Annotated in this window: 13 protein-coding genes, 4 pseudogenes and 2 other annotated features; of the genes and pseudogenes, 11 read left to right on the forward strand and 6 right to left on the reverse strand. The window is 71.2% G+C overall.

Going from position 1 to position 18,448, the window contains the following annotated elements; translation table 11 throughout:
- Positions 1–133: 133 nt before the first annotated feature.
- Entirely contained in the window at positions 134–766 is a 633-nt protein-coding gene (dhaL, locus tag ACZLKG_RS05715; protein ID WP_463648206.1) for a dihydroxyacetone kinase subunit DhaL, read from the reverse strand.
- A gap of 3 nt (positions 767–769) precedes the next feature.
- Positions 770–1,768 (reverse strand): dihydroxyacetone kinase subunit DhaK, encoded by a 999-nt coding sequence (locus tag ACZLKG_RS05720; protein WP_425708999.1) that lies wholly within the window; start codon positions 1,766–1,768, stop codon positions 770–772.
- A 613-nt stretch (positions 1,769–2,381) separates the two neighbouring features.
- Between ACZLKG_RS05720 and ACZLKG_RS05725 the strand changes: the two genes are divergently transcribed.
- Entirely contained in the window at positions 2,382–3,143 is a 762-nt protein-coding gene (locus tag ACZLKG_RS05725) for a transglycosylase family protein (RefSeq protein WP_425708998.1), read from the forward strand.
- Between the two features lie 176 nt (positions 3,144–3,319).
- Here ACZLKG_RS05725 and ACZLKG_RS05730 read toward each other — a convergent pair whose 3' ends face one another.
- Positions 3,320–4,564 carry an alpha-amylase family protein gene (locus ACZLKG_RS05730; protein WP_425708997.1) on the reverse strand — a complete coding sequence of 415 codons (1,245 nt, stop codon included), beginning with the start codon at positions 4,562–4,564 and terminating at the stop codon, positions 3,320–3,322.
- 313 nt (positions 4,565–4,877) lie between these two features.
- Here ACZLKG_RS05730 and ACZLKG_RS05735 point away from each other — a divergent pair, with 313 nt between their 5' ends.
- The 3 genes from ACZLKG_RS05735 (at position 4,878) to ACZLKG_RS05745 (ending at position 10,228) form a co-directional block, all read left to right on the forward strand.
- Positions 4,878–7,877, forward strand: a complete 3,000-nt coding sequence (locus ACZLKG_RS05735) for a metallophosphoesterase (RefSeq protein WP_425708996.1) — start codon at positions 4,878–4,880, stop codon at positions 7,875–7,877.
- Between the two features lie 552 nt (positions 7,878–8,429).
- Positions 8,430–9,146 (forward strand): purine-nucleoside phosphorylase, encoded by a 717-nt coding sequence (locus tag ACZLKG_RS05740; protein WP_425710010.1) that lies wholly within the window; start codon positions 8,430–8,432, stop codon positions 9,144–9,146.
- Positions 9,147–9,199: 53 nt separating this feature from the next.
- The gene (locus ACZLKG_RS05745) at positions 9,200–10,228 is read left to right on the forward strand and encodes a TetR/AcrR family transcriptional regulator (RefSeq protein WP_463648207.1); all 1,029 of its coding nucleotides are present in this window, start codon (positions 9,200–9,202) and stop codon (positions 10,226–10,228) included.
- A gap of 67 nt (positions 10,229–10,295) precedes the next feature.
- On the opposite strand, the gene ACZLKG_RS05750 is transcribed toward ACZLKG_RS05745, so the two are convergent.
- Positions 10,296–10,955, reverse strand: coding sequence for an HAD-IA family hydrolase (locus ACZLKG_RS05750; protein ID WP_425710008.1), 660 nt, complete (start codon positions 10,953–10,955; stop codon positions 10,296–10,298).
- Between the two features lie 178 nt (positions 10,956–11,133).
- Here ACZLKG_RS05750 and ACZLKG_RS05755 point away from each other — a divergent pair, with 178 nt between their 5' ends.
- The 6 genes and pseudogenes from ACZLKG_RS05755 (at position 11,134) to ACZLKG_RS05780 (ending at position 16,412) form a co-directional block, all read left to right on the forward strand.
- Positions 11,134–11,553 carry a nucleotide pyrophosphohydrolase gene (locus tag ACZLKG_RS05755; protein WP_425710007.1) on the forward strand — a complete coding sequence of 140 codons (420 nt, stop codon included), beginning with the start codon at positions 11,134–11,136 and terminating at the stop codon, positions 11,551–11,553.
- Positions 11,554–11,606: 53 nt separating this feature from the next.
- Positions 11,607–12,869 (forward strand): annotated as a pseudogene (locus tag ACZLKG_RS05760) (IS3 family transposase).
- Positions 11,892–12,024: a sequence feature (AL1L pseudoknot), on the forward strand. Its footprint overlaps the pseudogene before it by 133 nt.
- Before the next feature lie 39 nt (positions 12,870–12,908).
- Positions 12,909–13,433, forward strand: a pseudogene (locus tag ACZLKG_RS05765) (IS3 family transposase); the annotation flags it as partial.
- 109 nt (positions 13,434–13,542) lie between these two features.
- The gene (locus ACZLKG_RS05770) at positions 13,543–14,490 is read left to right on the forward strand and encodes an AraC-like ligand-binding domain-containing protein (protein ID WP_463648208.1); all 948 of its coding nucleotides are present in this window, start codon (positions 13,543–13,545) and stop codon (positions 14,488–14,490) included.
- A gap of 112 nt (positions 14,491–14,602) precedes the next feature.
- Positions 14,603–15,415: a mycofactocin-coupled SDR family oxidoreductase gene (locus ACZLKG_RS05775; protein ID WP_463648209.1), complete on the forward strand. Its 813-nt coding sequence runs from the start codon at positions 14,603–14,605 to the stop codon at positions 15,413–15,415.
- Between the two features lie 190 nt (positions 15,416–15,605).
- Complete coding sequence (locus ACZLKG_RS05780) at positions 15,606–16,412, forward strand: mycofactocin-coupled SDR family oxidoreductase (RefSeq protein WP_463648210.1); 807 nt, start codon at positions 15,606–15,608, stop codon at positions 16,410–16,412.
- Here the strand turns inward: ACZLKG_RS05780 and ACZLKG_RS05785 are convergent.
- Both ACZLKG_RS05785 and ACZLKG_RS05790 read right to left on the reverse strand, forming a co-directional pair.
- Positions 16,409–16,708 carry a hypothetical protein gene (locus tag ACZLKG_RS05785; protein WP_425709957.1) on the reverse strand — a complete coding sequence of 100 codons (300 nt, stop codon included), beginning with the start codon at positions 16,706–16,708 and terminating at the stop codon, positions 16,409–16,411. The two genes, ACZLKG_RS05780 and ACZLKG_RS05785, sit on opposite strands and share 4 nt — an antisense overlap.
- Before the next feature lie 23 nt (positions 16,709–16,731).
- Positions 16,732–17,100, reverse strand: a pseudogene (locus tag ACZLKG_RS05790) (integrase core domain-containing protein); the annotation flags it as partial.
- 53 nt (positions 17,101–17,153) lie between these two features.
- Here ACZLKG_RS05790 and ACZLKG_RS05795 point away from each other — a divergent pair.
- A pseudogene (locus ACZLKG_RS05795) lies at positions 17,154–18,415 on the forward strand (IS3 family transposase).
- Positions 17,439–17,571, forward strand: a sequence feature (AL1L pseudoknot). Its footprint overlaps the pseudogene before it by 133 nt.
- Positions 18,416–18,448 lie beyond the last annotated feature (33 nt).

The raw sequence follows: 18,448 nt of genomic DNA on the forward strand, positions 1-18,448 counted from the left end.
CGGTCGCGGTCACTGACCCGGGCGCCGGGGCCCCCACTTTGCCTGGGTCTGTCCGGCCGGAAGAACGGGCCCGCACGACGCCGGGGGGCGAGGTCCGTACGGACCTCGCCCCCCGGCGTCGTGCTCCTCAGGGTCAGCTCGCGTCGATCGCGTCCGCCATCGCTGCCAGCAGCACGGACACCGAGATCGCGCCCGGGTCCGGATGGCCGACGCTGCGCTCGCCCAGCGACTTCGACTTGCCGAACCCGGAGACGAGCTCGGCGGAGCGCTCCACGCCCTCCGCGGCGGCGTCGGCCGCGGCGCGCGCGGTCGCCGTGAGCCCGTCCGGGACCGCCGAGCGGGCGGCCTCGGCGGCGGGCACGAGCGCGTCGAGCATCGTCTTCTGCCCGACCTGCGCCTTGCCGCGGCGCATCACCTGCTCGGCACCGGCCTCGAGCGCCGAGGCGAACCCCTCGGCGTCGAGGGTGTCGCCGTCGAGGACCTTGGCCGGTGCCCGGAACAGGGTGCCGAAGATCGCGCCCGAGGCCCCGCCGCTCGTGGCGAGCACCGCGGAGCCCACGGCCTTGAACGCCTCGCCCGCGGTGCCGGGCGAGGCCTCGGCCAGGGCCTGCTTCCCGGCCGTGAACCCGCGCGCCATGCCGACGCCGTGGTCGCCGTCGCCGATGGCCTGGTCCGCCTGGGTGAGCCGGTCCTTCGCCGCGACGATCGCGTCGCACGCGGCGGTGAGCACGGCCGTCACCTCGGCAGTCGTCAGCTGGTCCGCCATCGCTCAGGCCTGCGAGTAGGGCAGCGAGCGGCAGGGCGCGGCCAGGAGACGCTCGAGGTCGTCGTCGAGCCGCAGGAGGGTCAGCGAGAAGCCGGCCATCTCCTGGGAGGTGAAGTACGAGCCGACGTCGGTGCGCACGACCTCGATGCCCTTGTCCTCGAGGAGCTGACGGGCCCTGCGGTTGACCACGAGGAGCTCCATGAGCGTGGTCGCCCCGAGGTTGTTGACGAGCAGGGCGACGCGGTCGCCGGAGGAGAAGGGCAGGTCCGCGACCAGCTTGTCGACCATCTTCTCGGTGAGCTCGTCGGCGGTCATCATCGCCGAGCGCTCGACGCCCATCTCGCCGTGCATGCCCAGGCCGATCTCGATCTCGTCGTCGCCGAGCTCGAACGTCGGCTCGCCGGTCTCCGGCAGGGAGCCGGCACGGACGGCCACCCCGAGCGTGCGCGTGGCCTGCTGGGCCCTGACGACGAGCGCCTCGGCCTCCTCCAGTGAGTCCGCCTGTGCGCACGCCGCGCCTGCGATCTTGACGACGTAGAAGGCGCCGCCGATGCCGCGGCGGGTGTCCGGGTCGTCGGTGGCGACGTCGTCGTTGACGAGGACCGTGCGGGTGTCGATCTCGTCGTCGTCCTCGGCGAGCTCGGCACCCATGTCGAAGTTGAGGACGTCGCCGGCGTAGTTCCCGTACAGCAGGAGGACGCCCTTGCCGCGGTCGGCGGCCGCGATGGCCTCCTGGACGTGCTGCGGCGCGGGGGCGGCGAACACGTTGCCGGCCACGCTCGCGTCGGCGAGTCCCTCGCCGACGTAGGCCGTGTACATCGGCTCGTGCCCCGAGCCGCCGCCGATGACGAGCCCGACCTTGCCGTCCTCGATCGAGTCGCGCACGAGCACCCGGGAGCCGGGAGCGCGCGTGAGGGACCCGTGCGAGGCGAGCACGAGCCCGTCGAGCACCTCGTCGACCAGGTTCTCCGGGTCGTTGATGATCTTCTTCGCCTTGGTCATTCCACACCTCGTCGTCGTCGTGCGGAGGCGGCGTCGACGGGGGCGAGGGGACCGACCCCGACGAGCGCGTGCTCACCGCGATGTGAGAAGTTCTCAGCGCCGTGCGCTGCGAGTCTGAGCCTACGCGGGGTGCTGTCCGGGGGAGAGGGGCGGTGCAGTGGGCCGGGAAGAGATGCTCATCTGAGCGGAGTGGGGCGGGTGGTATTCGCGGTGGACGGGCACAGGCGTGCTCATCCTCACGGAAACTCGCTCGACCGGACCGCACGAGTGCCTCGGGGAGCGGGCGGGGGCGCAGCAGGCAGGGGGCGGCCGGACCGGCATATGCCGCGCCACCGCGCCGTTTCGAGGGCCGACGGCGCTGCGCCCCGCGGACCGGCAGCGGGCGGACCTGCTGTCGCGGCACGTGTCCGAGGCCCCGGACCGGGTGCGCGTGGAGCTGCCGGCCGACTGTTGCCATTTCGTGATGTGCGGGTAGCGTCGGGACCTTGAACTGCGAAGGACGGCCGTCGCATCCGCCCCGCGAGTCCTTCGTGACATGGAATCGATCTGATCCGGTCGGGCGGTCGGGCGCGTCGACGGCGCATCCCGGGACGGGGCCGTGGAGTTCAGTGTGATGCAGCAGCAGACCACCACCAGCGGCGCACGGCGATCGAAGCGATTCCTGCGCGGCGGACTGATGACCACCGCGGGTGCCGCGGCCTTCGCCGGGGCGATGCTCATGCCGACGGCCGCGAACGCGGCTGACGACGCCACCTGGGACGCTCTCGCCGAGTGCGAGTCGGGCGGCGACTGGTCGATCAACACCGGCAACGGCTACTACGGCGGCCTCCAGTTCCTCCAGTCGACCTGGGAGGCGAACGGCGGGACCGGGAACCCGGCCGACGCGTCGCGCGCCGAGCAGATCCGCGTCGCGGAGAACGTGCTGGCCACACAGGGCTGGGGCGCATGGCCGGCGTGCTCCGCACAGATCGGGGCCACCGGCGAGGCGGAGCCTCGCGACACGCCCGCGCCCGAGCCGGCGCCCCAGGAGCAGGCACCGGCCGAGCAGGCACCGCAGGCCGAGGCCGCTCCGCAGCAGCAGGCACCGGCCCAGCCCGCCCCGCAGGAGCAGGCACCGCAGGCCGAGCCGGCTCCGCAGCAGCAGGCACCGGCCCAGCCCGCCCCGCAGGAGCAGGCCGAGCCCGCTCCGGCGCTGCCCGACGTGGCGCCGTCCGACGAGACCTACACGGTCGTCGCGGGCGACACCCTGTTCGACATCGCCGAGGCGCACGGCATCGAGAGCGGCTGGCAGGGCATCTACGCCGTCAACCAGGACACGGTCGCCCACCCCGACCTGCTCCACGTCGGCCAGGAGCTCGTCCTTCCCGCCGAGTAACGCGGGCGGAGCCGAGGGCGGGCGGAGGACCTGACGGGTCCTTCGCCCGCCCTTCGCGTGTCTCCGGCTGCCCTCGCCGGCAGCTCTCCCCGGCTGTTCCCTCCGTGTGGGCGGCCTGGGCGGGCCGGGCGGCGTGGGCGGTCCGAGCCGTCTCGGCCTCCGGGCGAGGAGCCGCGTCAGCCGAGGCGGAGAAGTGCGGCCGTGCCGGGTTCGAGGACATGCCCCCCGTCGACGTCGCGCACGTCGGCCGACGCGTGGGTGACGTGCGCGTTGGGCGGGAGCTCGACCGGATCCGGACCGAGCGCGAGCACGAGGTGACGGGAGTCGAGCACGAGCACCAACGCGTCGGTGTCGACGTCGCGCAGCCCGAGGTAGCCCGACGCCGTGCCCAGCTCGCGGCGCAGCCGTAGCCACGCGCGCAGGCGCTCGTAGGTCGAGTCGTCCTGGTGCCGCACGGGCGCGAGGGCCGCCACCAGGTCCCCGAGCGATCCGGTCGAGCTACCCGCTTCGGCGGAGCCGCCGGCGGGGGAGTCGTCCGGGTCGAGCTCGACGCCCTGACGCAGGTACACCGCACCGGGCAGCATGAGCGTCAGCGCCGTCATGGAGCGGACCCGCCGGGCGCTCTCGGCTGCGTCGCGCGCGTGGGCCCAGGTCGGGGGTGGGGCCGCGGCGCGACCGGTGGCCAGGGCCCAGGCCGGGCGTGCGCCGAGCGGCTCGTGGACGCCGAAGACCCCGGTGAGCGCCTCACCCATCGCGGCCGTGTCCCAGCCGGTGCGCGCGAGCCGGTCGTCCCGCGTGGCGTGGAGCCAGTCCTCGTGCAGGACCTCGGCGTAGGCCTCGAGGGAGAGGGCCCGGACGCCGCCGGTGAGCGCGCCGTCGTGCTCGGCGACGACCGCGTGCAAGGCACCGGGGGTCGCTCCGCGGGGGTGGCGCAGCAAGGTCCGGGGCGCGGGTGCGCCGGCTGAGGCGGTCTCCCGCTCGTCCAGGCCGAGCGCGCGGGCGTCGGTGGTGCCGCGTGCGATGCCCAGGTCGATCCCGTCCACCCCGAGGGCGAGCCAGCGCTCCACCCGCGCGAGGTGGGAGGCGCTCGTGTCCGAGATCTCGATCGGCAGCACCGAGGCCACGACCTTCAGCGCGCGACGGTGCGCGCGGCGGACCACGGCGGCCACCGCCTCGGCGACCAGCGGGTGCCGGGGATCGAGCTCGGGGGCCGTGAGCAGGAGCGCGTCGCACCCGAGCGAGGCGACGTGCGGCACGTGAGCGGCGACGTCGTCGAGGGCGTCGACCGTGCGGACCTCGGCGGTCTCGTAGACCGCGGCCGTCGACCACCACGGCAGCGGGTCCGTCGGCCTGCGGTGGAGCATCCGCGTGGCGCGCGAACCGGTCGTGGCGGCGTCGGTGGTGATCGTCGCGAGAGCCATAGACGGACATTGTGGCCCCGCCCGGGCGGCCCACCAAGCCCACACGGCGCGAGAGGGCGGTTCTGCCCGGCGAGCGAGCGTGGTTCTGCCCGGCGAGCGAGCAGCCGCCGGCATGCCCGTCGTGCTCGGACATCACGGCGTACCCGCAGATGAGCGATCCCGGCACCGGCGGCTGCGATTCACCTGGCGGCCGCCGGAGATCCAGCCACCGTTCACCGGGCGCTGGTCTGCTCCGCAGGGATGCGCCCTCGGCGCACCCACCATCCCCCTGAACGCGAGGAAGAGGAGAGTCGTGCGCGCACGAGCTCGAAGAATGTCCACCGCGGCGGCCGGAATGCTCGCCGCCGCTCTCGCCGCGACGCTCGCCGCACCTGCGCTCGCGCAGCCGGCGCCCCCGGACCCGGCGGCACAGGACGATCAGACCGACGAGAACGACCAGGCGGCGGAGGGGTCCCGCTGGACGCTCGCCAACCTGCCGGACACCCAGTTCTACTCCCGCTACGCGGCCGACCAGTTCGAGCCGCGCTACGGCAGCAACCCGTACCAGGCGCAGACCGAGTGGCTCGCCGAGGTGCGCGACGAGCTCAACATCCCGTTCGTCACGCACGTGGGCGACGTCGTCGACCGTGCGGGCGTCGAGCGCGAGTGGGAGACGCCGGACGCTGCCCACCAGGTGCTCGAAGACGCCGGCCTTCCGTACTCGGTGCTGCCCGGCAACCACGACCTCACCGACTCGAGGTCGAACGACACCGAGCTGAGTCCCGACGAGCCTTACCTGCAGTGGTTCTCCCCGGAGCGCTCGGCCGCGCAGTCCCCGGACTCGGGCCGCGACGCCACCGGCTTCAGCGAGTACCACGTCTTCGAGGCCGAGGGGCAGGAGTACCTCGTGCTCTCGCTCGCCTGGCGCACCTCGGACGAGACGCTCGAGTGGGCCGACCAGGTCATGGCGGAGCACCCCACGCTCCCGACGATCCTCGTCTCGCACGAGATCCTCGGCGTCGACTCGGACGGCGTGACCGCTGTGACGGGCGGGAACGGGGAGCGGCTGTGGGACGGGCTGATCCGTGACAACGACCAGATCTTCCTCACGCTCTCGGGCCACAACCACGGGTCGACGCACCGGGTGGTGGAGAACGACAACGGCAACGGGGTCATCCAGATCCTCCAGGACTGGCAGATGCACTACGAGGGCGGCAACGGCTACCTGGGCCTGCTCGAGTTCGACCTGGAGAGCGACGCGATCCACGTGTCGGCGCCCTCGCCGTGGGTCGTCGGCAAGGACCCCGAGGACCTGACCGTCCACGACCGCCCGATGCTCGACGCTCCCAACGAGGAGTACACGGTCGACATCGACTTCGCCGAGCGGTTCTCCGGCTTCAACCCGGACTGGGAGCCGGGCGACGGCGAGGACACCTCGCTCACGGAGCGCGCCCGCAGCCTCATCCTCGACGGCTTCGAGGGCGTGCCGCCGGTCGACCGTGCGGTTCCGGGCTCCACCGAGGACTTCGTGCGCACCGAGGGGACGGTCGCGCACTGGCGGCCGAACCTCGTCGACGCGGAGATCGGGGAGGTGCTTCCCGAGGGCGCGATCCTGCCCGACGTCATCCGTGAGGACCAGGCGATGACCCGCGGTCCGATCGACACCTCCCCGACGGCGCAGGAGGCGGACGTCTCCCTGTGCGAGGGACACGCCTTCTCCTCCTCCGCGAGCGGCATCTGCTTCGACAACTCGTCCAACAGCGACGACCGGTTCAGCTACTTCAGCACCGAGCACGGCGTGCCCGTGACCAACGTCGAGTTCGACGACGGCTACACGATCGAGGCGTTCATCAACATCTCGGAGGAGTGGACCGCCGAGGAGAACGCGTGGACCCGCGCGCTGGCCCGCTCCGGCAACCGCTCCCGCATCCCGGACATGGCGCAGATCTGGGACTACACCGACTCGCCGGCGTCGATCGGCTTCTCCAACCTGCGCGAGTTCCAGTGGACGGTCGTCCCCGAGGACCCCACCACCGGCGACCGCACCGCATGGTCCGGCGAGATCACCTCCGACGACTGGTACCACCTCGCGATGGTCAACGACCCCGAGGACGGTTCGGTGACGATGTACGTGGACGGCATGCCGATCCTGCGCAACATCAGCGACGGCAACGGCATGTCCTTCGAGGAGGGCTACCCGTGGATGATCGGCGCCGCCCTGAGCGACGACGAGGTCGGGGCCGGCTGGCACGGCGGCGTCGGTGAGGTCCGCGTCATCGACCGCGCCACCGAGCCCGGCGAGTGGCTCATCGACCGCCCGGAGGTCGAGGCCTTCACGGCCCCGACGGCGGAGCTCGAGTCCGGCGCCGACGGCGTCCTCCCGGCGCTCACTGGCACCGGGCAGCCGGGCGCGACCGTCGTCGCCACCGGCGCGGTCACCGGTGAGGCCGTCGTGGCGGAGGACGGTTCCTGGACCCTCGAGGGTGCCCTCGCGGACCCGACGGCGACCGGCACCCACGAGTTCGGCCTCACCCACGGGTTCGGCGAGCGTCGCTCGGAGGCCGTGGCCGGCCAGGTGACGGTGCCGGGCGACGACGAGGAGCCGGGTGAGCCTCGTCCGGACCCCGAGCCGGAGCCTGAGCCGGTGCCGCCGTCACCGGGGCGTGGGTTCTACCTGAACGACGGGTGGGGGATCTGGGCCGATCACGAGTTCAGCTTCGGTCGTCCGGGTGATGAGGTGCTGGTCGGTGACTGGGACGGCGACGGGTCCGACACGCTGGCCGTGCGTCGGGGTAACGCCTACTTCCTGTCCAACTCGCTGTATGGCGGTGCGGCGGAGGTCGAGCTGACCTACGGGCGTGCGGACGATGCGGTGCTGGTGGGTGACTGGGACGGGGACGGCGCGGATTCGTTCGCGGTGCGTCGTGGGAACAGCTACTTCCTGTCGAACTCCCTGACCGGTGGGAACGCGGATGCGGTGCTGGACTACGGCCGCGCCGACGACACCGTGCTGGTCGGGGACTATGACGGCGACGCCGTCGACACCTTCACCGTCCGCCGCGGCAACACCTACTTCGTCTCGAACTCGCTCAGCACGGGCTGGGCGGACGTCGAGCTGGACTACGGCCGGGCCGGTGATGACGTGCTGGTTGGTGACTGGGACGGCGACGCGGTCGACACCTTCGCCGTGCGCCGCGGGAACCTCTACCTGGTGTCGAACTCGCTGACCTCCACGGTGGCCGACACCGAGGTCCGGTACGGCCGGGCCGGCGACGAGGTGTACGTCGGTGACTGGGACGGCGACGGCTCCGACACCCTCGGAGTCCGCCGCTGACCAGAACCTGATGCCGATCATCGGCGAGTGAGCGGACCTCTGCTCTGCTCCACGAGTGAGCGGAGTTCTGCTCCACGGATAGGCGCCGCCCGGATCTCGGTCCGGGCGGCGCTCAACTGTCGGGCGGGCCCCGCACCCTGATGGGGTGCGGTGCCCGCCCCTCGTCGTCATTCCCTGCACCAGCTCGACATGGTCCCGCCCGGCATCGGCTCGGTCAGTTCGGTGAGGCAGTGGGGTAATCGCCGAGTCAGTCGACCGGGGGGCATGTCTCGATGGATACCTGATTGACTCGGTGACGACGCAACGACGCGACACCGCAACTCGCTCTCCAACGGACCGAACCCCGCTCACTCGCGACACGGAGCCGGCAGAAGTCCGCTCACTCGCCACACGGAACGGACCGAACCGCGCTCACTCGTCGAGAGAGTGGCCGGCCGGGCGGTTCGTCCGGACCGGCATCGCAACGGACGGACCCACGCCACGTCCCATCCGTGGAATCATTCACACGACGCCGTCACCTGCGGCGCCTTTGTCGACGTCAGGATCATTGTCATGGCTACCCCTCACATCGCCGCCGAGCCCGGCGACATCGCCCCGGCCGTCCTCCTGCCCGGTGACCCCCGGCGCGCAGCACGCATCGCCGAGCTCCTCATGCCCGACGCCCGCGTGGTCTCCGACGTCCGCGCGAACAAGGTCTTCACGGGCGAGGTCGACGGCAAGCCGCTGTCCGTCATGGCCTCGGGCATGGGCATGGCCTCGACGGTCCTGTACGCCAACGAGCTGTTCGAGCACTTCGGCGTGCAGCGCATCGTCCGGGTCGGCACCGCCGGCGGCCTGGCGCGGCACGTGCGGGTCGGCGACGTCGTCGTCGCGCTGGGCGCACACACCGACTCCGCGATCAACGTGCCCCGGCTCCCCGGCCTGCACTTCTCGGCGATCGCCAGCTATGGGCTCGTGGCGGCGGCGGTCGCGGCGGCGAAGGAGCACGCGGGAGACACGCCTGTGCACGTCGCACCGATCGTGTCGCGGGACCACTTCTACGGCAACGCGGCCGATCTCAACGAGGCTCTGGCCTCCTACGGCACGCTCGCCGTCGAGATGGAGGCCGCCGGCCTGTACGGCGTCGCGGCGGAGTACGGCCGGGAGGCCCTCGCCGTCCTCACGATCTCCGACCACCTCCTCGACCACTCGGGCGACATGTCGCCCGAGGACCGCGAGACACGTTTCACCCTCGCACTCACGCTCGCCCTGGCGGCGGCACACTCCTGACCGACCCCACGACCGGGCCGACGAGGGCCCGACCTCCCAGAACGAGGAACCCGATGGACGACGAGAGCTCGCAGCCCGGGCGCCGACCGCTGCCCTGGGTCCGCACGACCACACCGGTCGACCCGCCACGGGCACCGATCGACTCGGAGCCCACGGGGTCGGGCAGCGACCGGATCCGCACGCCGGGCAGCGAGCAGGGGCGCACGCCCGGCAGCGCCCCGGGTGCTGCCGCCGCCGCGAGCGCCCTCCCTGATCCCGCACCGGACCTCGACCCGCACCCGGAGGACAACCGGCCCTCACGACGCCGCCCCACGGTCTCCGGCCGACCGTTCGAGCCCTGGCTCGCGGCCGGCGACCGCCTCCCCCCGCCGGGCGGGTACCGCTTCGACCCGAGCGAGGTCCGCGCGGGCCGCACCCGCATGTCACGTCGGGCCCCCGTCATGGCCACCAGGCGTGGTCCCGGGCGCCCGAGGAACGCGGACGCGGAGCGCAAGGCGTTCGCCGCGGTTCTCGAGCTGTTCGGCCAGCGCGGCTGGGCGGGCCTCTCCCTCGACGCCGTCGCCGCGGAGGCCGGCCTGGGCAAGTCGTCCATCTATCTGCGCTGGACGGACAAGCAGGCGCTGCTCATCGACGCGCTCAAGCACGTGGACGTGACGGTCGTGGCGCCGGACGCCGGCCAGGACGACGGCCCCGGGGTGCGCGAGTTGCTGATCTTCGCCGCCAACCGCCGCATCACGCAGTACGGCGGGACCTACGGGCCTGCGCTGTACCGCCTCAACATCGAGGCGCGCATCTACCCCGAGGTCTTCGACACGATCTGGCAGGAGACGATCGGGGCGAGCATCCGCGAGCTCACGGCGACGCTCCTGGAGAAGGCAGAAGGTGTGCACACGCCGACCGAGGAGGACGCCACCGACCTCATCGCGTCGGTCGAGGGCACCGCGATGTACCTGGCGTTCGTCGCCCATCCCGCGGCGATGCCCGGCATGTCCGACCTCCACGACCGCATCGAGCGCATGGTCGACCGCCATCTGCGCGGGATCCGGGAGTACATGGACCGCCGGGCCCGGGGGCTCGAGTAGCCGGGCCCGGTCAGTCGGGCTCGAGTAGCCGCGCCCGGTCAGTCGGGCGCCACCAGCACGCGCCGGATCAGTCGGGGGCGATCAGCCCGCGCCGCTCCAGCAGCTCCCGCGCGGCGTCCGCGCCCTGCCAGAGGTGTGCGTCCAGGCCGGCCGCCACGGCGGCGTCGACGTTGACCTGCCGGTCGTCGAGGAAGATCACCCGACCGGCGGGCACGTCCATGTGCTCGACGGCGTCCTCGTACGCCCGGCGGTCCGGCTTGCTCAGCTGCGTGAAGCAGGAGAAGCGCTGGACCGCGATGAGCTCCGACCACGGCTGGTTGTCGAAGGTCCGCGCGAGCGCCGTCGGGGCGTTCGACAGCACCCCCAGGCGGACGCCGGCCCGGTCGAGGTCGCGCAGCAGCGCGAGCACCGCGGGCGTGAGGCGTGCCCAGCGCTGCACGTCCGCCGCCACGAGCTGCTCGACGACCTCGGCGGAGAGCTCCGGCCCGTCGGCGTCGTCGGAGACCTGCTGCCAGTAGGCGGTGTCGTCGCCGGTGCGGTCGTACTCCTCGCGGCGGGCCATGACGGCCTCGGCGAGGGCGTCGACCTGGGGACCCGTGGTTGGCAGGCCGAGGAGGCGGGCCGCGATCGAGACGACGGGACCGTTGGAGGCAAGGGTGCCGCCGACGTCGAAGAGCACGGCACGCTCGGCGGGGGGACGCTCGTCGGGCTCGTTCACGTCGATCATCGAACCACGCCCGGGTGTCCGGGCGCTGTCCGGAGCGGGGCATCACGGTGGTCCGTGCCTGCGATGCCACGGCCACGCTCGGCCAGGACACCGAGCATCCTCGCCCGCTTCTCGCCCCGCGCCCGAGCATCCTCGGCCCCTCCTCGCCCGTGCACCCGTGAGCCGGTAGAACGGGACCATGGATCTCGACCGCGTGCGCGACGACCTGCGGACCTTCGCCGCCGAGCGCGACTGGGGCCAGTTCCACGAGCCGCGCAACCTCCTGCTCGCCCTCGTCGGCGAGGTCGGCGAGCTGGCCGAGCTCACCCAGTGGCGCACGGACGACGAGCTGCGCGACCTGGCACGGACGCCCGACGGCGCTCGGGACCTGGGTGACGAGCTCGCCGACGTCCTGTCCTACCTCGTGCAGACCGCGGACAGCCTGGGCCTCGACCTCGGTGCCGCGTGGGAGGCGAAGATGGTGACGAACGCGGCCAGGTACCCGGCGCACCTCGCCCGTGGCTCGAACGCGAAGTACACGGCCTACGGCACGGGCACAGACACCGACGACGACGGATCCACACTCGACGACGACACACAGCCCGACGCCGGCACTTGAACCGCCCTGGGTCTCCTGGAGGGTGCTGATCTAGCAAGGGGAGACTGGTTCTTGTGTCAGCACCACGGAAGTACGACGAGGAGTTCCGAGAGCGCGCGGTTCGGATGTACCGCGAGAAGATCGCCGAGGGGGCCGAGTCCAAGCTCGGTGCCCGCAAGCATGTGGGAGCGTTGCTGGATCTGAAGCCGGCAACGCTCCGGAACTGGGTCGAGGACGCCGAACGCCACGAGGGCACCCGCCCGGCGGCCACACGTTCAACAGAGTCCGAGGAGGTCCGAGCGCGTCAGGAAGCGCGTGGCCGAGCTCGAGCGGGCCAACGAGATCCTCAAGACGGCGTCCGCGTTTTTCGCTCAGGCGGAGCCAGGCCGCCGACTCAAGTGATCGTGGCCTACATCGACTCCTACCGGGACAGGTTCGGCGCCCGTGCCGATCTGCGTCGTGCTCAGCGAGCACGGGGTGAAGATCGCGCCGTCCACCTACTACGCACGCAAGGCGTGTCCCGTCAGCGAGGCGGTCCTGGCGGAGGCCTACCTCGCGAACGCGCTGGTCACTCTGCACCGGGAGAACTGGGGCGTCTACGGGGTGCGCAAGCTCTGGCACGCCGCTCGGCGCGCCGGTCTCGAGGTCGGTCGGGACCAGGTCGGACGGCTCATGAGAATCGCCTTCGATCACGGGCGCGATCCGGGGTCGGCACCGGACGGTGACCACCCGCTCGCGCGGTGATGCGCCACGTCATCCCGACCTGGTCAAGCGCGGCTGGAACGTGCCCACCGCGACGGATCAGCTGTGGGTCGCGGACTTCTCCTATGTCTGGACGCTGACCGGGTTCGTCTACGTCGCGTTCGTCGTGGACGTCTACTCCCGCCGGATCCTGGGCTGGCGGGTGGCCTCCTCGATGCGAGCGGTCCTGGTCACCGACGCTCTGCGTCAGGCGATCGGTGTCCGTCACCGGGCCGGCGCCACCTGGGAACACGGCCGACTCATCCATCACAGCGATGCCGGAGCTCAGTACGTTTCGCTGGCGCTGACCGCCGAGCTCGCCGAGGCAGGAATCGCCGGATCGATCGGCACGGTCGGCGACGCACTGGACAACGCGCTGTGCGAGTCGACGATCGGCCTGTTCAAGACCGAGGCGATCAATGACGGCGGACCGACGTGGAAGAACCACGCCGAGGTCGAGTGGCAGGTCGCCCGATGGGTCCATTGGTACAACCACGGACGCCTGCACTCGTCGGTCGGACACGTGCCCCCCCATTGAGTTCGAGAACGCTCACCGGCAGGCTACGACCGCAGCCCCGAACTCGGAGGCCGCGTAAACAACCACCCTCCGGGAGACCCAGGGCGGTTCAGGCCGAGTCACCCACGACTTCACCGGGGCCGCGACCCGGCCGAACCAGGTGTGGCTGACCGACATCAGCGAGCACACCACGCGGGAGGGCAAGCTGTACCTGTGCGCGGTCAAGGACCGCCACTCCAACAAGCTCGTGGGGTACTCCATCGACTCACCGATGAAGTCCGGCCTCGCCGCAGCAGCCCTGCGCAACGCGATCGCCCTGCGCAGTCCGGACAAGACGATCGTGCATAGCGACCGAGGCAGGGAGTTAAGGTCGAAGAAGGTGGTACGGCTGCCGAAGAACAACGACTTGCGGGGCTCGATGGGCCGGGTCGGATCCAGCGGTGACAACGCCGCGATGGAGTCCTTCTTCGCGCTGTTGCAGAAGAACGTCCTGAACACTCGCCGCTGGCAGACGCGCGAGGAACTGCGCCTGGCGATCGTGACTTGGATCGAGACCAAGTACAACCGCCGTCGTCGTCAGCGAGCCCTTGGTCGACTCACCCCGCTCGAGTTCGTGGTCTACCGGGCCGCAGACGCGGCTTGAGAACCATCAACCCCGAGTGCCAACCACACCAGGGGCAGACCCGACCGGCATCGGCGGCGGTTGGTGGCACGATGGGTGCCACCCCGACCCTGGCCGTGCGAGGTGCGTGATGGTAGTGCGACTCTCGACCTCCGACGTCGACGGCCACGACGGCTTCGAGTACTGGCGCGACGCCGTCTGCCGACACATCGTCGAGCTGCGCGCGCGCGCCGCCGGGCCGTCGTCCGACCGGTTCGTCGGGGAGATCGTGCGCAGCGCCGTCGACCGGCTGCACGTGGACACGGTGACCGCGGACGCGCACGAGGTCGTCCGCACGGCCCGGCTGATCAGCCGCGCCGACACCGATGACCTGTTCCTCACCCTGCTCGTGCAGGGCGCGGGGGTGTTCGAGCAGGACGATCGGCGTGCGGTCCTCGACCGGCCTGGTGACTTCGTGCTGATCGACAGCACCCGCCCGTACCGCGGCCGCCTTGGCGACCGGTCGCGGCAGATCGTGGTGCGCGTGCCCCGCGACCGGTTGGCGTCGTGGCTGCCGGGGTTCGCCGGGGCCACCGGCGTCACCGTCACCGGGACCAGCGGTGCCGGTGCGCTCGCCTCCGGGCTCCTGCGGTCTCTTCCGCTCTACGGTGAGGAGGCCGAATCGGTGGCACCGGTCAGCGGATCCGTCCTCGACCTGGTCGCCGCAGCCCTGCACGACCGGGTCGGCGGCGAGGTCCACGTCCGGTCCGTCCGCGCTGCGCACCTCGCCCGGGCGCGGAGCTTCATCCGCGACCACCTGTCCGATCCGGAGCTGACACCCGCCGTCATCGCCGACGGCATCAACGTCTCGGAGCGCTACCTCTACGCGCTCCTCGAGTCCGACGGCACGTCCCCGGGGCGGTGGCTGCGCGAGGAGCGGCTCACCCGGGCGCACGCGTTGCTCGTCGACCCCCGCTGGGCCGGTCGCGGGATCTCCGAGGTCGCCCGTGGCGTCGGCTTCACCCACCCGTCGCACTTCGCCCGCACCTACAAGGCGCGCTACGGGACCACACCGGGCGAGCGACGCGCGGGCACCTGACTCCTCCGTCGGCTGTGCGGCCCCGTGCAAGAACGTGTGCGGGCACCGTCAAGATCCACCCGCCTGGCGCGCCTATGCTCGGCTGCACAGGACAGCTCAAGGAGGAGCCGACATGGCCGGACGGTTGGAAGGCAGGGTCGCGCTGGTCACCGGCGCAGCGCGGGGGCAGGGCCGGTCGCACGCCCTGCGTCTGGCGGAGGAGGGCGCGGACGTCATCGCGCTCGACGCCTGCCAGGACATGAGCACGGTGCCCTACGCGCTGGGCACGGCCGACGACCTCGCGCAGACGGTGAAGCTGGTCGAGGACCTGGACCGCCGCATCATCGCCCGGCAGGCCGACGTCCGAGACATGGCGGCGGTGCAGGCCGTGGTGGATGAGGGCGTCGCCGAGTTCGGCCGCCTCGACATCGTCTGCGGCAACGCCGGAGTCGTCTCCTACGTCGAGAACGCCTGGGACATGACCGAGGACGTCTGGGACGAGACGATCGACATCGACCTGTCCGGCGTCTGGAAGACCTGCAAGGCGGCGATCCCCGCGATGATCGCGGCCGGCAACGGCGGCTCGATCGTGCTCACCAGCTCGACCGCCGGCATGAAGGGCTTTGTGCAGATCGCGCACTACGCCGCGGCCAAGCACGGTGTGGTCGGGCTGATGCGGTCGCTGGCCCTGGAGCTGGCGAAGTACTCGATCCGGGTCAACACGGTGCACCCGACCGGCGTCAACACCCCGCTGGTCACCAACGACTTCATGCAGAAGTGGTTCGCCGAGCACTCCGAGATGCTCGAGGCCCTGAAGAACCCGCTACCGGTGGAGATGATCGAGCCCGTCGACGTCTCCAACGCCATCGTCTGGCTGTCGTCGGAGGAGGCGCGCTACGTCACCGGCGCGCAGATCCCGGTCGACGCCGGCTTCAACCAGAAGTAGGGGACCGCAGGCCATGGCCGGAGGTGTGGCGGGTAAGGTCGCGTTCATCACCGGCGCGGCGCGGCGCGAGGGAAGGGCCGGCGGGCCTCCGCCGAGGCGCGGTTCGTCAGCGGCGTATCGCTGCCGATCGACCTCGGCATGACGCAGAAGTAGCAGAAGCACCACCACCATCCACGAGAGGAGCCGCGCCATGGGGCGTGTGCAGGGCAAAGTCGCTTTCATCACCGGTGCCGCCCGGGGCCAGGGCCGCAGCCACGCGGTCCGGCTGGCCGAGGAGGGCGCCGACATCATCGCCGTCGACGCCTGCCGGGACTTCGACACGGTCGGCTACGCGATGGCCACCGAGGCGGACCTCGCCGACACGGTCAAGGCCGTCGAGGCGCTGGACCGCCGAATCGTGGCGGTCACGGCCGACGTCCGTGACGCTGAGGGGCTCAAGGCCGCTGTCGACGAGGGTGTGGCCCAGCTGGGCCGGCTCGACATCGTCTCCGCCAACGCCGGCATCTGCACGGTGCAGAAGTGGGACGAGGTGACCCCGCAGATCTGGGCGGACACCCTCGACGTCAACCTGACCGGTGTCTGGAACACATGTGTGGCGAGCATCCCGCACCTGCTGACGGCGGGTGGCGGCTCGATCGCCATCACGAGCTCGACGTCGGGCATCAAGGGGCAGCCGTGGCTCGCCCCCTACGTCGCCGCCAAGCACGGGATCGTGGGCGTGATGCGCTCGCTGGCCAACGAGCTCGCCGAGCACAACATCCGCGTCAACACGATCCACCCCGCCGGCGTGGACACCCCGCTGGTTGCGGGGCTGGGCGGGATGAACCAGTTCATCGAGCAGAGCCCGACGATGGGCCCGATCTTCATGAACACCATGCCGGTCGAGGTCGTCGACCCGGTCGACATCAGCAACGCGCTGCTCTACCTGGCGTCGGACGAGGCCCGCTACGTCACCGGACTGGAGATGAAGGTCGACTTGGGCTGCACGATCCGTTAACGCTGGCCGAGACACCGGTCAACGGGCCCGCCGTCACCGGCAGCCGGGTCACCGGCGCCGACGGCGGGTCCGTGTGCCGGGTCCGGGCCATGGTCGCTCGGCATCTGGTCGGCCGCGAGCGGGACCGCGGTCATCACCGGCCGGTGCGCCGTGTTGTTGCAGCGGATCTCCAGACTCGCCAGCAGGTCGGGCAGCAGCCGCCGGTAGTGATGGGAGTAGGAACCGCGTAGCACGGTGCGGACCTTGCCGTTGAACACCGTGAGCTCGGCCTTGGCCTCGGTGACCAGCTCCCGCAACGTCGTCCCCCCGGCGGCGGGCTGATGTACTGACCGGAGACGTTGATCAATCGTGAGAAGGGCGGCTGGTTGCCGCATGCCGTGTGGGGCCGATGGTGGTTGTAGTAGTGCAGCCAGCCGTCGAGTTCTCCGCGACGCTGGGTCTCGGAGATGTAGCAGCGGGCGTAGGCCCAGCCGTCGGCCAAGGTGCGGTGGAAGCGCTCGATCTTCCCGATGGTCTGCGGCCGGTACGGCCTGGTCCGCTTGTGCTTGATGCCGAGCTCGTGGCAGGTGTCTCGCCACAGGTGTGAACGGTAGGCGCCGCCGTTGTCGGACAGGACCCGCTCGAAGGTGACACCGCGGGCGTTGAACCACTCGACGGCCCGGACCAGGACGGCGGTGGCGGTGAGTGAACCGCCCTGGGTCTCCTGGAGGGTGCTGATCTAGCAAGGGGAGACTGGTTCTTGTGTCAGCACCACGGAAGTACGACGAGGAGTTCCGAGAGCGCGCGGTTCGGATGTGCCGCGAGAAGATCGCCGAGGGGGCCGAGTCCAAGCTCGGTGCCCGCAAGCATGTGGGAGCGTTGCTGGATCTGAAGCCGGCAACGCTCCGGAACTGGGTCGAGGACGCCGAACGCCACGAGGGCACCCGCCCGGCGGCCACACGTTCAACAGAGTCCGAGGAGGTCCGAGCGCGTCAGGAAGCGCGTGGCCGAGCTCGAGCGGGCCAACGAGATCCTCAAGACGGCGTCCGCGTTTTTCGCTCAGGCGGAGCCAGGCCGCCGACTCAAGTGATCGTGGCCTACATCGACTCCTACCGGGACAGGTTCGGCGCCCGTGCCGATCTGCGTCGTGCTCAGCGAGCACGGGGTGAAGATCGCGCCGTCCACCTACTACGCACGCAAGGCGTGTCCCGTCAGCGAGGCGGTCCTGGCGGAGGCCTACCTCGCGAACGCGCTGGTCACTCTGCACCGGGAGAACTGGGGCGTCTACGGGGTGCGCAAGCTCTGGCACGCCGCTCGGCGCGCCGGTCTCGAGGTCGGTCGGGACCAGGTCGGACGGCTCATGAGAATCGCCTTCGATCACGGGCGCGATCCGGGGTCGGCACCGGACGGTGACCACCCGCTCGCGCGGTGATGCGCCACGTCATCCCGACCTGGTCAAGCGCGGCTGGAACGTGCCCACCGCGACGGATCAGCTGTGGGTCGCGGACTTCTCCTATGTCTGGACGCTGACCGGGTTCGTCTACGTCGCGTTCGTCGTGGACGTCTACTCCCGCCGGATCCTGGGCTGGCGGGTGGCCTCCTCGATGCGAGCGGTCCTGGTCACCGACGCTCTGCGTCAGGCGATCGGTGTCCGTCACCGGGCCGGCGCCACCTGGGAACACGGCCGACTCATCCATCACAGCGATGCCGGAGCTCAGTACGTTTCGCTGGCGCTGACCGCCGAGCTCGCCGAGGCAGGAATCGCCGGATCGATCGGCACGGTCGGCGACGCACTGGACAACGCGCTGTGCGAGTCGACGATCGGCCTGTTCAAGACCGAGGCGATCAATGACGGCGGACCGACGTGGAAGAACCACGCCGAGGTCGAGTGGCAGGTCGCCCGATGGGTCCATTGGTACAACCACGGACGCCTGCACTCGTCGGTCGGACACGTGCCCCCCATTGAGTTCGAGAACGCTCACCGGCAGGCTACGACCGCAGCCCCGAACTCGGAGGCCGCGTAAACAACCACCCTCCGGGAGACCCAGGGCGGTTCA

The organism is Georgenia sp. Z2081 (assembly GCF_055326445.1).

Bases quoted from the DNA above. Each gene is read 5' to 3' on its own strand.
- ACZLKG_RS05730 (WP_425708997.1), bottom strand. From the start codon at position 4,564: ATGGCTCTCGCGACGATCACCACCGACGCCGCCACGACCGGTTCGCGC.
- ACZLKG_RS05745 (WP_463648207.1), top strand. From the start codon at position 9,200: ATGGACGACGAGAGCTCGCAGCCCGGGCGCCGACCGCTGCCCTGGGTC.
- ACZLKG_RS05735 (WP_425708996.1), top strand. From the start codon at position 4,878: ATGTCCACCGCGGCGGCCGGAATGCTCGCCGCCGCTCTCGCCGCGACG.
- ACZLKG_RS05780 (WP_463648210.1), top strand. From the start codon at position 15,606: ATGGGGCGTGTGCAGGGCAAAGTCGCTTTCATCACCGGTGCCGCCCGG.
- ACZLKG_RS05775 (WP_463648209.1), top strand. From the start codon at position 14,603: ATGGCCGGACGGTTGGAAGGCAGGGTCGCGCTGGTCACCGGCGCAGCG.
- dhaL (WP_463648206.1), bottom strand. From the start codon at position 766: ATGGCGGACCAGCTGACGACTGCCGAGGTGACGGCCGTGCTCACCGCC.
- ACZLKG_RS05725 (WP_425708998.1), top strand. From the start codon at position 2,382: ATGCAGCAGCAGACCACCACCAGCGGCGCACGGCGATCGAAGCGATTC.
- ACZLKG_RS05755 (WP_425710007.1), top strand. From the start codon at position 11,134: ATGGATCTCGACCGCGTGCGCGACGACCTGCGGACCTTCGCCGCCGAG.
- ACZLKG_RS05750 (WP_425710008.1), bottom strand. From the start codon at position 10,955: ATGATCGACGTGAACGAGCCCGACGAGCGTCCCCCCGCCGAGCGTGCC.
- ACZLKG_RS05740 (WP_425710010.1), top strand. From the start codon at position 8,430: ATGGCTACCCCTCACATCGCCGCCGAGCCCGGCGACATCGCCCCGGCC.
- ACZLKG_RS05720 (WP_425708999.1), bottom strand. From the start codon at position 1,768: ATGACCAAGGCGAAGAAGATCATCAACGACCCGGAGAACCTGGTCGAC.
- ACZLKG_RS05770 (WP_463648208.1), top strand. From the start codon at position 13,543: ATGGTAGTGCGACTCTCGACCTCCGACGTCGACGGCCACGACGGCTTC.